Annotated in this window: 14 protein-coding genes and 2 pseudogenes; 6 read left to right on the top strand and 10 right to left on the bottom strand. The window is 56.8% G+C overall.

Going from position 1 to position 14,248, the window contains the following annotated elements; all coding sequences use genetic code 11:
- Both AC07V0_RS29495 and AC07V0_RS29490 read left to right on the top strand, forming a co-directional pair.
- A complete protein-coding gene (locus tag AC07V0_RS29495; protein WP_495020187.1) occupies positions 1–1,458 on the top strand; it encodes an N-acyl-D-amino-acid deacylase family protein in 1,458 nt (485 codons plus the stop codon).
- 161 nt (positions 1,459–1,619) lie between these two features.
- Positions 1,620–1,988, top strand: coding sequence for a glyoxalase superfamily protein (locus AC07V0_RS29490; protein ID WP_018929431.1), 369 nt, complete (start codon positions 1,620–1,622; stop codon positions 1,986–1,988).
- Positions 1,989–2,100: 112 nt separating this feature from the next.
- Here the strand turns inward: AC07V0_RS29490 and AC07V0_RS29485 are convergent, their stop codons facing one another.
- Positions 2,101–2,805, bottom strand: a complete 705-nt coding sequence (locus tag AC07V0_RS29485; RefSeq protein WP_404942391.1) for a methyl-accepting chemotaxis protein — start codon at positions 2,803–2,805, stop codon at positions 2,101–2,103.
- A gap of 201 nt (positions 2,806–3,006) precedes the next feature.
- Positions 3,007–3,885, bottom strand: a pseudogene (locus tag AC07V0_RS29480) (methyl-accepting chemotaxis protein); the annotation flags it as partial.
- A 395-nt stretch (positions 3,886–4,280) separates the two neighbouring features.
- Here AC07V0_RS29480 and pmrG point away from each other — a divergent pair.
- Positions 4,281–4,952, top strand: a complete 672-nt coding sequence (gene pmrG, locus AC07V0_RS29475; protein WP_495020186.1) for a lipopolysaccharide core heptose(II)-phosphate phosphatase PmrG — start codon at positions 4,281–4,283, stop codon at positions 4,950–4,952.
- Between the two features lie 34 nt (positions 4,953–4,986).
- Complete coding sequence (locus AC07V0_RS29470) at positions 4,987–5,850, top strand: phosphatase PAP2 family protein (RefSeq protein WP_064616104.1); 864 nt, start codon at positions 4,987–4,989, stop codon at positions 5,848–5,850.
- On the opposite strand, the gene AC07V0_RS29465 is transcribed toward AC07V0_RS29470, so the two are convergent.
- Positions 5,801–7,240 carry an ArnT family glycosyltransferase gene (locus tag AC07V0_RS29465; protein WP_138866749.1) on the bottom strand — a complete coding sequence of 480 codons (1,440 nt, stop codon included), beginning with the start codon at positions 7,238–7,240 and terminating at the stop codon, positions 5,801–5,803. The two genes, AC07V0_RS29470 and AC07V0_RS29465, sit on opposite strands and share 50 nt — an antisense overlap.
- A gap of 193 nt (positions 7,241–7,433) precedes the next feature.
- Between AC07V0_RS29465 and AC07V0_RS29460 the strand changes: the two genes are divergently transcribed.
- Positions 7,434–7,958, top strand: coding sequence for a GNAT family N-acetyltransferase (locus AC07V0_RS29460; RefSeq protein WP_495020185.1), 525 nt, complete (start codon positions 7,434–7,436; stop codon positions 7,956–7,958).
- 221 nt (positions 7,959–8,179) lie between these two features.
- Here AC07V0_RS29460 and AC07V0_RS29455 read toward each other — a convergent pair whose 3' ends face one another.
- The 6 genes from AC07V0_RS29455 to AC07V0_RS29430 all read right to left on the bottom strand — a co-directional run bounded on the left by AC07V0_RS29455 (position 8,180) and on the right by AC07V0_RS29430 (position 12,167).
- A complete protein-coding gene (locus AC07V0_RS29455; protein WP_018929437.1) occupies positions 8,180–8,587 on the bottom strand; it encodes a PIN-like domain-containing protein in 408 nt (135 codons plus the stop codon).
- Entirely contained in the window at positions 8,584–9,276 is a 693-nt protein-coding gene (locus tag AC07V0_RS29450; RefSeq protein ID WP_018929438.1) for a DUF433 domain-containing protein, read from the bottom strand. The genes AC07V0_RS29455 and AC07V0_RS29450 overlap by 4 nt, the downstream gene beginning before the upstream one ends.
- Positions 9,277–9,706: 430 nt before the next feature.
- A complete protein-coding gene (locus AC07V0_RS29445; protein WP_495020184.1) occupies positions 9,707–10,075 on the bottom strand; it encodes a DUF6124 family protein in 369 nt (122 codons plus the stop codon).
- A gap of 227 nt (positions 10,076–10,302) precedes the next feature.
- Positions 10,303–11,343, bottom strand: a complete 1,041-nt coding sequence (locus AC07V0_RS29440) for a DMT family transporter (protein WP_495020183.1) — start codon at positions 11,341–11,343, stop codon at positions 10,303–10,305.
- A 156-nt stretch (positions 11,344–11,499) separates the two neighbouring features.
- Entirely contained in the window at positions 11,500–11,757 is a 258-nt protein-coding gene (locus AC07V0_RS29435) for a hypothetical protein (RefSeq protein WP_028939924.1), read from the bottom strand.
- Positions 11,758–11,792: 35 nt separating this feature from the next.
- The gene (locus AC07V0_RS29430; protein ID WP_495020182.1) at positions 11,793–12,167 is read right to left on the bottom strand and encodes a DUF6124 family protein; all 375 of its coding nucleotides are present in this window, start codon (positions 12,165–12,167) and stop codon (positions 11,793–11,795) included.
- Positions 12,168–12,647: 480 nt separating this feature from the next.
- Here AC07V0_RS29430 and AC07V0_RS29425 point away from each other — a divergent pair.
- Positions 12,648–12,851 (top strand): annotated as a pseudogene (locus tag AC07V0_RS29425) (transposase domain-containing protein); the annotation flags it as partial.
- On the opposite strand, the gene AC07V0_RS29420 reads toward AC07V0_RS29425, so the two are convergent.
- Positions 12,806–13,303, bottom strand: a complete 498-nt coding sequence (locus AC07V0_RS29420; RefSeq protein WP_495020181.1) for a GNAT family N-acetyltransferase — start codon at positions 13,301–13,303, stop codon at positions 12,806–12,808. The pseudogene AC07V0_RS29425 and the gene AC07V0_RS29420 sit on opposite strands and share 46 nt — an antisense overlap.
- Positions 13,304–14,248: the final 945 nt, after the last annotated feature.

Raw genomic sequence — 14,248 nt, 5'->3', positions numbered from 1 at the left:
ATGATGTACGACACGCTGATCCGCAATGCGCTGATTATCGACGGCAGCAACACCCCCGGTTACCCCGCTGACGTGGCGATTCTGAATGGCCGCATCGAGCGAATCGGCGATTTGCACGACGCTCGCGCCATCGAAGAAATCGAGGCCGCTGGCCGAGTGTTGGCGCCGGGTTTCATCGATGTGCATACCCACGACGATACGGTGGTGATTCGCCAGCCGCAGATGCTGCCCAAACTCAGCCAGGGTGTGACCACGGTGATTGTCGGCAACTGCGGGATCAGCGCGTCGCCGGTGAGTTTGCGCGGTGATCCGCCGGACCCGATGAACCTGCTCGGTACCGCCGCGGCGTTTGTTTATCCGCGCTTCAGCGACTATCGCGCCGCCGTCGAAGCGGCCAATACCACGCTGAACGTGGCTGCGCTGGTGGGGCACACCGCGTTGCGCAGCAATCACCTGGACGATCTGTATCGCACCGCGACCGACGCTGAAATCAGCGCGATGCGCGAGCAACTGCGCGATAGCCTTGAGGCCGGTGCCTTGGGTTTATCCACAGGCTTGGCCTACGCCAGCGCCTTCTCGGCATCCACTGATGAGGTGATGCAGTTGACCGAAGAGTTGACGGCATTCGGCGCGGTCTACACCACCCATTTACGCAGTGAGTTCGAGCCGGTGCTGGAGGCCATGGACGAGGCGTTCCGCATCGGACGCCACGCACAGTCGCCGGTGATCATTTCCCACCTCAAATGTGCCGGCGCCGGTAACTGGGGACGTAGTCCGCAATTGCTGGCGTCCCTCGAACACGCCGCGAAAACCCACCCGGTGGCTTGCGATTGTTATCCCTACGCGGCGAGTTCTTCGACGCTGGACCTCAAGCAAGTCACCGACGCCCATCGCATCACCATCACCTGGTCCACGCCGCACCCGGAAATGGGGGGGCGGGATCTGATGGACATTGCTGCCGAGTGGGGCACTGCGCTGCTCGAAGCCGCCCGCCGACTGCAACCGGCGGGGGCGGTGTATTACGGCATGGACGAGGCTGATGTACGAAGCATCCTCGCGCATCCGCTGTCGATGATCGGCTCCGACGGTTTGCCGGAAGACCCGTTTCCGCATCCACGCTTGTGGGGTGCATTCCCACGAGTGCTCGGACATTTCAGTCGCGACGTCGGCCTGTTTCCGCTGCATACCGCCGTGTACAAGATGACCGGGTTGTCGGCGGCACGCTTTGGCTTGAAGGAACGTGGCGAGATTCGTGAAGGGTATTGGGCGGATCTGGTGTTGTTCGATCCGGCGACGATTCGCGATGTGGCCGACTTCAACGATCCGCAACGGGCGGCGCAAGGGATTGATGGGGTATGGATCAATGGTGCCTTGAGTTATCGCGACGGGCAGGCGAACGGCAGAAGGGAAGGGCGATTTCTGGCGCGGGAGGGGGATTTGCGTAGAGGGTTTCATTGATCGCGCCTTCGTAGAAGCTGCCGAAGGTTCGGGCCGCGTTCGGACGATCTTTTGATCCAGGTCTCATGGTGGCACATTGCAGTTAAAGAAAGCCGTCACCAAGCCGAAGCGCTGACATCCAGCCCAGCCACACTGGGCTCATTCAGTCAGGGAGTTACCCCATGAGTTTCGGCAAAACCACCCCGATCCTGCGGATTTTCGATGAAACCAAGGCTTTGGAGTTCTACGTCGAGTTTCTGGGGTTCAAGATTGATTGGCAGCACCGCTTCGAGGCGAACCTCCCGCTGTACCTGCAAATCTCCCGTGGCGAGTGCGTGCTGCACCTCTCCGAACATCATGGCGACGCGACACCGGGCTCGGCCCTGCGCATCGAGACCGATGAGCTGGAGGCGTTCCAGCAGCAATTGCTGGCCAAGGAATATAAGTTTGCGCACCCACAAATCCAGGCGATGCCGTGGGGCAGTCAGGACATGACCGTGGCCGATCCGTTTGGCAATCGGTTGGTGTTTACCAATGCGATTAGTGTCTAAGCGTTAGATAGCCTTCGCGGGCAAGCCTCGCTCCTTGTACAGGTTACTCACTGAACCTGTAGAAGCGAGGCTTGCCCGAGAAGGCGATTTATCATTCACCGCAAAGTGAATATCAAACCCGGAAGTGACTCACCATCATCTGCAACTGATTGCCCAACCGCGCCAGTTCAACACTGGACGCAGCGGTTTCGTCGCTGGCGGTGGCGGTCTGTTCGGACACGTCGCGTACGTTGATGATGCTGCGGCTGATCTCTTCGGCCACGGCGCTTTGTTGCTCGGCGGCGGCAGCGATCTGCTGGTTCATTGACTGAATGTTGGACACCGTGCGGGTGATGTTTTCCAGTGATACGCCGGCCTTGCGAGTCAGCGCCACGCTGCTGTCGGTCAGGGTACGGCTGTTGTTCATCACCGCCGCCACTTGTTGAGTGCCGTTCTGCAAGCCGGCCACCAGGCCTTCGATTTCCTCGGTGGATTTTTGCGTGCGCTGGGCCAGGCCACGAACTTCGTCAGCCACCACCGCAAAACCACGACCAGCCTCACCGGCACGGGCCGCTTCGATGGCAGCGTTGAGGGCCAGCAGGTTGGTCTGCTCTGCCACGGCCTTGATCACATCCATGACGCTGCCGATCTTGTCGCTTTCCTGCTGCAGTACGCTCATCGCTTCAGTGGAACGCACCACTTCGCTGGCCAGCCGCTCGATCTGGGCGATGGCTTCGTTGACCACTTTGTCACCTTCGCGAGCTTCACCGTCAGCGGCGGCTGCGGCCTGAGAGGCTTCTTCGGCGTTGCGCGCGACTTCCTGCACGGTGGCCGTCATTTCGTGCATGGCGGTGGCGACCTGATCGGTTTCCACTTTTTGGCTGTTCACACCGGCGCTGGTCTGCTCGGTCACGGCCGACAGTTCTTCGGCGGCGCTGGCGATCTGGGTGACGCCATCGCGGATGCCGCTGATCAAGTCCCGCAGGGTCACGCCCATGCGCGCAATGCCTTGCTGCAACACGCCGAGTTCGTCGCGGCGGGTGACCTTGATGTCCTGAGACAAGTCACCACCGGCGATGCGCTCGACCACTTTAAGGGTATCGCGCAACGGACCGGTGATCTGACGGGTGATGACCACGGCGGCGATGATGCCCACCAGCAACGCCAGCAAGGTGCTGATCAATTGAAGTGTGCGGGCCTGGGCGCTTTCGGCATCACGGCGGTCGAGCTGGAATTGATACAGCTGATCGCTCAGGGTCACGATGGCGGCGCCCTGATCGGTCATTTCCTTACGCGCCTGCACCGCATCGCTGTTGGCGGCTTTATAGGCTTGCAAGGCACTGCGGTAGTTGCTCAGGGCGGTTTCCAACTGACGCAGCGCGTCTTGTTGTGTGTCGGCGAAATGCGCGTTCAGCGACTTCAGGCTGGCGATGGCCGCATCCAGTTGGGAAACGGCTTTCTGCTCGGTCTCGGCATTGGTGTTGGCGGTGTAGCCGCGCACTTCATAGCGGGCAAGAATGAACGCTTCCTTGGCGGCAGTGATGGCCAGGAACTGTTCGAAGCGCTGATCGCTCAAGGGCATTTGCTGTACGCGGATGTTGATTGCGTCGATCAGCTTGCTGGCGGTTTCGGCGTTGGCGCCCATGGCGTCGCGGGCGCTGTTGCCGGTGCGGTAGGCGCTGCGCATTTTGTTCAGCGACGTCTGATAAGCGGCGATGGTCGCGGCCTGCTCTTTGAGCATTTTGACGTTTTCAGGGTTTTTGAAGCTGCCCAGCAGGGCGGTTTGCTGAGCAACAAAACTGTCCAGGGTGGTTTGCACATTCTGTGCGGCGGTTTCGTCGCCGTTGGTCAGCATGTATTGCAGGCGAACCACGCGCAGCTTGGTCAGGCCGGCATTGAGCTGAGTGATGTCGCTCATCCAGTTGCTGCGGTCAATCAACCCGCCCAGGCTGGTCCAGCCGGTCAGGGCGAGAATGCAGGTCAGTGCCAGGACCAGGCCGAATCCCAGGCCCAGTTTCAGGTTCACGCTGATGTTGCCGAACCAGCTATTCATCAAATTCCTCCAGGAACGTTGCGCTTTCGATCGTCGGTTGGCTGGAAGATTTTTGTTTTTGGGAGCCAGCAAGGTGTGTAGCAGGTATGTATCGGCCGCAATCCCGGGAGCTGAAAGGATTTTGTCGGATGGATTCTGTAACAAGATTTTTACGCAGTTCTTAAGCTTTTTTTCACATGGGTTTCACCAGCAGCCAACGCGAGACTCGCTACCCTTGCGGTTTTGTATGATTGTGATGCATGCCGGCGAGGCGGCTGAACGTGGAATTGAGACTGAGTCTGTTCGGAATAAAATGCTCGATCGATCTGAGCCGTTTGGCCCGTTATCGAAACGCAATGGTCATCGTGGCCTCACTGCTGCTGGTGATTCCGCTGACCGTGTGGCTGTTGCGACCTGCGGCTGTGCCCGATCTGTCCCATGGCAATGTGGCGGGTGCCCGTGCGCTGGCTGCGGGGTGGGCCAAGGGCGACATGATCGTGCTGGTGCGTCACGTTGAGCGTTGCGATCACTCCACCGCCCCCTGTCTGATTGGCAATGATGGCATTACAGATCGCTCGCGCAGTGTGGCAGTGGGGGTCGGTGCGCAGTTTGAACGTCTGGGCCTGAACAAGACCGATATCTATAACAGTCCGATCATCCGTGCGGCACAGACCTCCAGTTATATGTTCAACAAGGTTGGCGTCGGCGAAGACTGGTTGATCAACTGCCGGGGCAGTATGTTACGTGATGCTCTGGCGCACAAAGTGGCGGGGCGCAACCTGATTCTGGTGACCCACAGTGAGTGCATGGCGGAACTCGAAAAAGAGCTCAAGCTGCCGACTGCTACTCTAGGCTACGGCGCTTCTCTGTTTATCTCCGCTGAAAAACCTCAGGAACCTCGTATGCTTGGTTCCATCGAGGCCTCTGACTGGCACTCGGTGACCACCGAATGAGCTTCTTCTTCATCACTCTGGATCTGGACGTACGATGCTGACTTCTTCCCGTTACCGCTTTTACTGGGTGAACTTTGGTATTCCGCTGGCCTGCGCGGTCGCGGTGTTCCTGATGTTTGACATGACCAAAATCGACATCGCTTTCAGCGATCTTTTTTATGACCCGGTTACCCAGGTGTTTCCGTTGGAGCATGTCCGTCTGTTCGAGCAGATCACCCATAAATGGGCGCGGATCATCCCGAACTGGACGGGTGAGATTGCGATCATCGGCGCCTTGCTGTCATTTCTCTGGCCGCGGCTGAAGGCTGAAAAACATTCGAAGATCATCGCCTTCCTGGAAAAAATCAAAGTCGCGCCTGTGCTTCGGTTCGCCAGTAAACACCGCCGGGACTTCCTGTATGTGGTGTTCGCGTTTTCCATCAGCACCGGCGTTATCCACTACCTCAAGAGCCACACCAGTGTGTATTGCCCGGTTGAAACCACTCAGTACGCCGGGAAAATCGAGCACAAGGAGTGGTACCAGAATTTTGACCTGCTGAAAGAAGCCGGTGACGGTCGCTGCTGGCCGGGTGGGCATGCGTCGGGCGGCTTCACCATGCTCGCGCTGTACTTCGTGGCTCGCCGCTACCGCTGGCGGTACGCTAAAGCGATGATGTACGGCTCGCTGCTGCTCGGTTTCGTCTACGGCACGACACGGGTCCTGCAAGGCTGGCACTACATGTCCCACACCTTTTGGGCCGGGATCTTCGTGTGGCTGACGTGTTTACTGACGGCATTGGCGTTCTATGGGCGGGCGCGACTGGAGCTGCCGGTGCTGCAAAAGGCTGAGCTACCCGTCGCTGAGCCGTTTACAGGGTTACAAAGTAGTAAGCCTGACGCCCCACCATCATTGTCTTGATCACCTTTAAGGGCGCGGCGGGTTCATTTACACCAGACATGAGTGCCACATTAGCCGGTGAGGCGCTCAGAAACTCATGCAATTGCGCCTCGGTATCCAGGCCTTTGAGTACGCGTCGGGTGTAGAACACGCTGGCGCCGCCCACCCGCTCGTTGGCTTGAAACAACGCGACCTGCTGCCCGCTGGCCTGGAATGCCTGAATCTGTTCAGTCAGCGGCAGGAAGGACAGCGTGCGATCAGCGTGAGGCAATACCCATTGTGCGGCAGCGAGGTAGCTGCCAATCACCACGGCCAGTACGCCAACCCCTATACCGCGACGATGCCGGACAATCAGCCCCGGCAAGGTCGATGCACCGGAGTAGGCCTGAAGTCGCTCGAACAGCACGCTCGCATATTCCGCGGCAATCACCGCCGCTGCAGGCGTCATGGACATCAGGTACACCGTGCGTTTGCTCGACGCCAGGGTCAGCATGACGAACTGCGCCAGCAGCCACACCGTGAAGAACAACAGGTAACGATTGGCCATCAGGCTTTTGCGAAAGTGCCACAGCCCCAGGTACACCAGAATGTTCCAGGGCGCGAAGGTCTCCGGCAGTTTGGCCAGGTAGTAGTAGAACGGTTCGTAATGGCCGGCCTCGACGAAGGAGCCGCTGAAGCGCCCGACACTATTGGTCAGCAACACTTCCCCCACGGCATGCGCACCATCGCGTTGATACAGCACCGCGAGCCAGATCATCAGCGGCACCAATCCCAACAGTGTCAACAGGCCGGGGCGCAGCCAGTCCGAGGGCTTCAGGCGCTTGTCCATCAAGGTTTCGGTCAGCAGATACGCGAAGATCACCACCCCCGGCATCGCCAGCCCCAGTACGCCTTTGCTCAAGGTCGCGATGGCGATCCCTGATGCAAAAAGCAGGGCGTTGCCGACAGTCGAATACCGTGTCCCCTGAAAAAATGCCAGCAGCGCCATGCTCACGCCGAAGGCCAGCAACGCGTCTTCGCCGACGCTGCGCGTGTTGCTCCAGTAACTGGCCATGGTCGCCAGCAAAATCCCCGCCGTCCAGGCAATGACCTTGGGCCGGTCGAACCGCCGCAGCATCGCATACAGCAACATCACGCTGAACAACCCGGCAAACGCCGACGCGAGCCGCACCGCCCACGGCGTACCGCCGAATGCGCGAATCGCCCCGGCGTCGAGCCACAAGCTCAAGGGCGGTTTCTCAAGAAATGGCTCGCCGAACAAATGCGGGGTCACCCAGTCGTTATCCAGGTGCATCTCCATGGCAATTCCGGCGACCCGGGCCTCCGTGGAACCTTGTAATTGGTGATTGCTTAGCGCGAAGAAAAACAGCAGAGCGGCGAGTAGAAACAGTGAAGAGACGGGGCGTGACATGAGTTTCTGGCTAACCGAGCAGGGGACCGGGAACCCCAAGCATACGAGTTGAATGCTTAACGAAACATGAACGACCAGCGAGAGGTGACGGGTGACGTTGGGGCAGCACTAACGGGGGGCGATCTGAGTAGCAGCGTCCTTCCAGGCGCTGTTATTGTCTGACGTCATGGAGTTGGTAGTTAAGGATGATGCAATGGAGCTTGCGCTGACCGTTGGCACTCACACATTGAGATTGAGCGCCCCCGACCCCGGATGGTGTAAAGCGTTGCAGCATGCGCTGAACGCCAGTTTTACAGTCCACTGCGAATTTCTGCCCTGGGCCAAACCCTACACCACCGAGGACGAGGCCCGATCGTTCCTCGCGCGGGCAGTCGATGAATTCAAAAGCGAAACCGGTGAGCGGCGGCTGTTTATCGTCGACGATACCGCGCACGCGATCATCGGCTGTATTGGCTTGAAGCCCCGGCGCCGTAACCGGTATGTGGTCGGCTACTGGGTCAATACCGAGTATACGGGCAAAGGCTATATGCGCACGGCGCTTGAAGCGTTGATCAAAAGCATGCCCGGTTTCACGTTTTACCTGACCATCGCCTCGGCCAATGTGGCGAGCCAGCGGCTGGCCGAAGCGGCCGGGTTTGGTTTGATCAGACGGTGTTATCAGAGGCCTTGTTTGCAGCCGCATGAGGCGCAGGATACGTATCTGTATCGGTTGAAATGATGGTGGGAGCAGTCACTGGAACCGACCGCTAACCAAATCGCAGGCAAAAAAAAGCCCGCGGGAGGGCGGGCAAACCGTAGTTTCTTGAATGAGCGAGGGGGAATGTACAGGTTGGAGGGGGGGCGGTGGGGTGAAGAAAAATTCATGTGGATGGATGGCTTCAGTCGCTCGTAGCTTCACCAAAGGTATGAATGAAAAGAAGCCCTGTCACGGTTCGGGGTTTATATTTTTATTTGATCAAATTTTCCGTGCGCCGGACATTTCCACGGTACGCGGAACGCAGCGCCACCTCCATTCAGATGTGCCTGACTCATGATCGACGGCCACCATCGCACCAGGTTATGCGCTTTGTTCCAATAAGACTCGTTTCCCCAATGCTTGGCCAAACAGAAGACCGGCAGTCCGCACTCGCGGAACGCTCTCTTTTCAATATCACCTTTTGTGAATTTGTCTTGAGAGATGACAGCCCATCCACCTTCTTCTCTCAGCACTGATATCCATGCCACATCAGCGGTGCTTTGCGGAAATTTATCCCTTAAAGACAGTACCGAATGGCCCTCAGCTTTAGTCAGTTCGTTCAAGGCTCGGGCCAACGCAGGGGGAAGATTGTTATCCAATAGGAACTTCAAGCCGCATTCCTTTGCTCAAAACTGACCGCTGCCTCAACTGCAGCAATAGGTATTTCATAGAGGCGGGCTACACGTTTGACGTCTCTGCCTTCAGCTCTGTAGGCGCTAAAAATGGCTGCTGTGTCAATTCCCGTACCTGACAGGACAGGTTTTCCAAAGTTTCGAGAGGGGTCGAGAACGATGGCTTTGCTGCGTTTGACCGGATACCAGCGCTGCGCCGAGCCTGATCCTGTGTAGTCGATACCTTCATAGAGCGAAGGTTTGATGACTTGTTCGAATGCATACTGTCGCTTGATCAAGTCCAGAAGTGCCTCATCCCCTGTTTCACCCATCACCGTGGCGAAGATGCTTCGTCCGTCGGTTTGAAAGCGTTTGCAGGTGAATGGGTACGCTTGGTTAAACAACTCTTTTGCTTGCTGCGAGGCACTACGGATGGCTTGCAGGCTTACGCCGTGTTGGCGAAAAGCATGAACGAAACGAATTTCCAGTAAGTCATGAAAACCTAGAACGCACTCGTTCACATCAGACAGCTCTGAGTCCCAAAGCCCCGGATGTTGAACACCGTGGGCGGTGTACCCGAATAACCAGCGGCGTATATCGGTAGCTGAAATCCCGGTGTAGAGCGAAGCTTCTGCTGGGGTGTACAAGCCAATGCCGACAAGGCGGCTAGGTAGCTTAATGTTTTGCATGTTGGCCTCCTTGTCAGCAGGTGATCCGATGGATGGATTCTGGTCGTAAGGGTGAACTCAAGCAACTGGTCGGGGACGAACCGCTGTTTTGTTTGGGCAGAGTAGGTTTGAAGCGTGAGCTACACAATCAGCTCGGAGTCGTCACGGCTTGCAGGAAATTTCTGAAAACCCTGTCCTGTAAGTCGCTTGGGCGAAAACGTGGCTACTCTGTCGTCTATTGAGTCGACAGTAAGTTGCAGATTATGAAACCTAGTGTTGAGTCGTCTGACACTGCATTGTCTCGTATAAGTAACATTCAGCTTCAATTGTCACGCATACAGAACATCTCTACCCATTCAAAGCCCAAAAAGGCACCTGCGATATTCTCGTCAGGTGCCTTTTTGTGTTGGGGGAGCGGTAAAGACTCCATTCGATCAACGAGCGCGATCACTCAGTGAAGAACGGGAGGCTCTCCCGCGGCCACCGACGCGTTCGGATCAAGGTTATCCTTCGCTCGGTTGACCAAAAGCTCAGTCAGCATCGTCAACTGCTGAAGCGCCAGTGCCACATTGCGCTGCGGGCCTTCGAGTCGTTCGGCAAAGTCCAGCGTCATGACGTTGAGGGACGCCAGGGTTTCGCTGGCGTGAGCGAGCAGGGTGGGCATGTCGACGTCGGGGCGGACGCTGAAGATGTTCCTGTTCAGGTTGCGCCGGCGGGCACTGACGGAGCGTTCGGTGGTTTTGGGCTGTTGGGTCGGGTCGAGGGTTTCAGGTTGTGAAGTGGCCGGATTTTTCAGTGGGATTCGGGTGATCTTTTTCATAAGGGCGTTCCATTGGTTTAGGGATCCTTACGTAATTTCGGCTTGTTAAAACCATCCGCAGGGTCGCAGCGAAGGGTGAAGACTATCTTTCAGAAATGTTGTTCACCAGTTCATGGCAGTCGCTACGGGTTGCAGGAAAATTCCCAGGATGACGTGGTTCTAATCTGTCAGAGAAATCCTTTTCCACTACTGTTGACCCTGAGCAACTGCCGCGCCGTCTCAGTCGCTCAGTGTTGGTGCCTGTGATGGATATCGGGAAAGTGCGGATGACTGTGTTTAATGGGAACGTGGTCGTGTAAATGGCTATGAGGTTCAGTGCCGTCCCACTCAAAGGCATGTTCATGTTGATGGTGCTCATCATGAATATGCGGATGGTCATGTGTTTGCGGATCGTGTTGGTGCTCGTGAGAGTGGCTTTCGGTCAGGTGTATCCAGACGCCAATTCCCATCAGGCCGGCAGCCACCCAAAACACCCACGTCACCGCTTCGCCTAACAACAGGATCGAAATAGCGGCCCCCAGGAACGGTGCAGTAGAGAAGTACGCACCTGTGCGCGCGGTGCCAAGCCCCCGCAAAGCCAAAACGAACAGCACCAGGCTAACGCCGTAGCCCAAAAAGCCTACGAGTAGCGTTGGCCCCAATAGAGATAACTCGGGGAGATGCATGCCAAGAGCAATCCCCAAAGCGCAGTTGACGACCCCGGCGACCAATCCTTTGATGCCAGCGATGAACAATGCATCCGATGCGGAAACCTTCCGGGTAAGGTTGTTATCGATGGCCCAACAAAAACAGGCAATCACCACGGCGACCGGGCCAACCCAGCCGTGGATCCCTGCGGAAGTCTGAGGCCAACCCAAGAGCACGCCACCGGCAACGATTGCGATCATTCCAGCGACGATCCGCCGGTCGGCGTTCTCCTTGAACACCATCCAGGCAAGCAGGGCGGTCAACACCGCCTCAAGGTTTAGCAACAGCGAAGCAGTGGTAGCTGATGTGAGGGTAAGGCCGAACATTAAAGACACCGGCCCCAACACGCCGCCGAACGCGATAGCGCCAATGAGCCATGGCCATTCTGAAATGGTTAAACCGACAGGCTGCCAGCCACGATCACGGATCAGCCGGGTGACCGTGAGACCCAAGCCACTTCCCAGGTAAAGCAAACCGGCGAGCAAGACGGGTGAAACGTTCAGCCCCAGGACCTTGGCAAGCGGTGTACTGGCACCAAACAGCGCTGCAGCACCCAAGGCATATATAACGCTTTTGTTCATCATCTGTTCCGTAGCAAAAGGCATTGTTGAGAGACACGATACTCGTCATGCATCGATAGCGCATTGAATCGAATCCACAAAAAAGGCACCTGCGATAGGCTCGTCAGGTGCCTTTCTGCGTTGGGCGCGCGACAACGATGTCCTGTGCCGGATTCGTTAAGACGCAGAAACCTGCCTCTGCAACCGCCGCCCCACCACATCCAGCAAATCGCAACCATCGCGCAACGAAGTCACCAACACCCGCGCCAGCTCACTGTGAACGCCTTCGTTCACAGCGAAACTCTCCAGCAATTGAGTCGCCGTGCGGATGCGGTAAGCCGCCGTTTCATGCAGCACATCCAGCGGCGCTTCAGTGTCGATCAGCAGCGACGCGATAGTGCAGTCGATGCCGGTGATCGGCATGTATCGATCCATGACAAAACCTCCATTCGATCAACGAGCGCGATCACTCAGTGGCAGACGGGCTCGACCGCCGGCATGGGCGAATCGAGGTTATCCAGAGCTCGATTGATCAACATCTCGGCCAGCACGGCCAGTTGCTGCATCGCCAACGCCACGTTGCGATGCGAGCCTTCGAGATGGTCGGCCAGGTCGGTGGTCATGACGTTCAGGGAGGCCAGGGTTTCGCTGGCGTGACCGAGCAGGGTGGGGGTGTCGACGTCGGGGAGGATGGTGAACACATGGCTCACGGGGTCGGGGTGTTTCGGGTTGCGCAAGCGGGCGCTGACGGCGCGTTGGGTGGCTTGGGAGAGTTGGGTCAGGTCGAGGGGTTCGGGTTCTGAAGGGGTATCGGTTTCTGGAGGGTTGGGGGTGATCTTCTTCATGTTGATGCTCCTACACTAGTTATGGAGGCGGCCGCCCCTCTGCTGTCAAACAGAATTGGGTGGCAGCTGTGCGCGGGTTGACAGACCGGTAGTGTAGGAACCCGGTGCACCCGAAGATGCCCCACGCACAGCCGCCATAAACGAGACTGCATGCGCGTGAGCATGCTGCCTGATCAGGAGGAGTGAAAGGTTACACTTTTCGGCCTGTCAAAGCCCAATCGCTGAATTGCAGCGACACCTGGAGGCTATCCTCGATGAGCGGCGCCCGCTAGTTCATGGAAGGCGATACGTTTTGAGGGAAATTTCCTAGGACGGAGCGTGGTGTGAGCCAGAATTGTTTCTTGAAGGTTCTGGATCCGTCGTGGCGTTCGATGGTGGCGACACTGGGCAGGGTGCCGATGAGTGTCTGGATACCGTCGATGAGCACATGCCCGGCGTGGTCCAGCTTTTCGCTGACATCTTCACCGATGCGCTTAAGTGGCGGCGATCATGAGCTTGAACCAGTCTGCGCGCATGAACGGGCATGATCCGTATGCTTACCTTAAGGACGTTTTGACTCAGCGGGTGACGGAGGTTCATCAACTGTTACCGCATCAGTGGAGTCCGTCTAGCCTACCCAAGGCAGCTTCATCAGAAGCCTATACATCCAGCGTACGGACAAAGACATTCACGTCGTTGCCGTAGTACACGGAAGAGCCTTCATACTGAAACCGCAACTTAGATAAAACATGAGTAGAAGCATTGTTATCGGGCCAGACGAGAGCAACACACTCTGAAAGACCTAGCACGTCACGCGCATAATCGAGAATTGCCGCACCGGCCTCTGTAGCGTATCCGTTACCCCAAAAGGCTTTAGCGAAACGGTATGCCAGTTGAAATCGATCAGTGGATTCTAGGGGGGTGAGGCTTATCCAGCCAATTGGTTTCCCCTGTAACTCCACACGCCAATGCCCTGGCCCCTCATGCGGTGCAGAATTTACATAGGCGAGAACTTCTTTCCGTCGAGAAGGGGTAGGGGCAACTACTCCGGTCGTGTAGCGCATGACCTCTGGGTCGGCCTCCATCGTCATCACAAAACTGACATCATCCGGCGACAGGCGCGTTATCAAAAGTCTGCGGGTCTTAAACGTCGCCATTGCGCAACTCCAATGCTGATTACTCACCGCAGGCAGTCTACTGACGCGGCCGCCGATTGGGACAATAACCGATACCCTAACCAGTTCACGAGCGCAGATGGTTATTGAACGCGCGGTCCACATGTGTTTGCCAGCCGCTTACATTTCAAGAACCGTTCAGCAGAATCAAAGCAAAGGAGCCCGCTTGTATGCTGGGGCTTGGAGGGAGGAGGAGGGACAAACCCCAGATGCGACAAAGCCCGCACTTGGCGGGCTTTGTCGTTTTCGGATTGGTGGGCCGGGGTAATTTGAATTGATCTTGTAGGTAATTGATTTTTTTTAATAATATCGGGTTTGTTTTTTTGATGGAATACTGATTGGAATACCGTATCGACAAAAACGTGCACTGCTCAGATCTTAATCAGGATTCACTTGTACCGATATATTGAATCATCCCGATGGAGTAAATTCGCCTCCTGTAGACTGACTGATTTTGCCTACAACATTGAGCTACAGTGGCTCAGATATGTGAAAATGCACTGACTACGTCGAAATGGGGAGCGTACGTTGTCTAGGAGTCCGTTAGGCGAAAGCTCGATCTGAACTAGTCAGCTGCATACGCGCTCGTAATGCTGTCTTTGTGTTGCCCCTATTACGGCTATCTCGATGGCCGAAAAGTGACCTTGCCGCTCAAGTACTCCACGCAGGTCTCGACGAAGAGTACCCCCTTCAATCTCCCTGAAGTGCGACAAAAAAGCTACATGGCCCATGGTCTTTTTGCCATTGTTTCTGTAGCCGGCGATGGACACGGCGCCTTATCTCGCAGAATGACAGCAGTCACAAAGCCATGGGCGCTCGCGTATCAGAACAGCTCTAAGCCGTCGATGTTCGTAAGCGCTCCATAAACCCCACCTAGTCAAAAGTGGGCGGCGCGTTTAGCTGTGGGGTCGAGGCTTGCAGTTCCAC

This window comes from Pseudomonas sp. GW821-FHT01E10 (assembly GCF_059422365.1).
This window is presented reverse-complemented; position numbering and strand designations above follow the sequence as displayed.

Coding starts and splice junctions, on each gene's coding strand:
- AC07V0_RS29495 (WP_495020187.1), top strand. CDS start 1: ATGATGTACGACACGCTGATCCGCAATGCGCTGATTATCGACGGCAGC.
- AC07V0_RS29490 (WP_018929431.1), top strand. CDS start 1,620: ATGAGTTTCGGCAAAACCACCCCGATCCTGCGGATTTTCGATGAAACC.
- AC07V0_RS29485 (WP_404942391.1), bottom strand. CDS start 2,805: ATGACGGCCACCGTGCAGGAAGTCGCGCGCAACGCCGAAGAAGCCTCT.
- AC07V0_RS29470 (WP_064616104.1), top strand. CDS start 4,987: ATGCTGACTTCTTCCCGTTACCGCTTTTACTGGGTGAACTTTGGTATT.
- AC07V0_RS29465 (WP_138866749.1), bottom strand. CDS start 7,240: ATGTCACGCCCCGTCTCTTCACTGTTTCTACTCGCCGCTCTGCTGTTT.
- AC07V0_RS29460 (WP_495020185.1), top strand. CDS start 7,434: ATGGAGCTTGCGCTGACCGTTGGCACTCACACATTGAGATTGAGCGCC.
- AC07V0_RS29450 (WP_018929438.1), bottom strand. CDS start 9,276: ATGCAAAACATTAAGCTACCTAGCCGCCTTGTCGGCATTGGCTTGTAC.
- AC07V0_RS29445 (WP_495020184.1), bottom strand. CDS start 10,075: ATGAAAAAGATCACCCGAATCCCACTGAAAAATCCGGCCACTTCACAA.
- AC07V0_RS29440 (WP_495020183.1), bottom strand. CDS start 11,343: ATGAACAAAAGCGTTATATATGCCTTGGGTGCTGCAGCGCTGTTTGGT.
- AC07V0_RS29435 (WP_028939924.1), bottom strand. CDS start 11,757: ATGGATCGATACATGCCGATCACCGGCATCGACTGCACTATCGCGTCG.
- AC07V0_RS29430 (WP_495020182.1), bottom strand. CDS start 12,167: ATGAAGAAGATCACCCCCAACCCTCCAGAAACCGATACCCCTTCAGAA.
- AC07V0_RS29420 (WP_495020181.1), bottom strand. CDS start 13,303: ATGGCGACGTTTAAGACCCGCAGACTTTTGATAACGCGCCTGTCGCCG.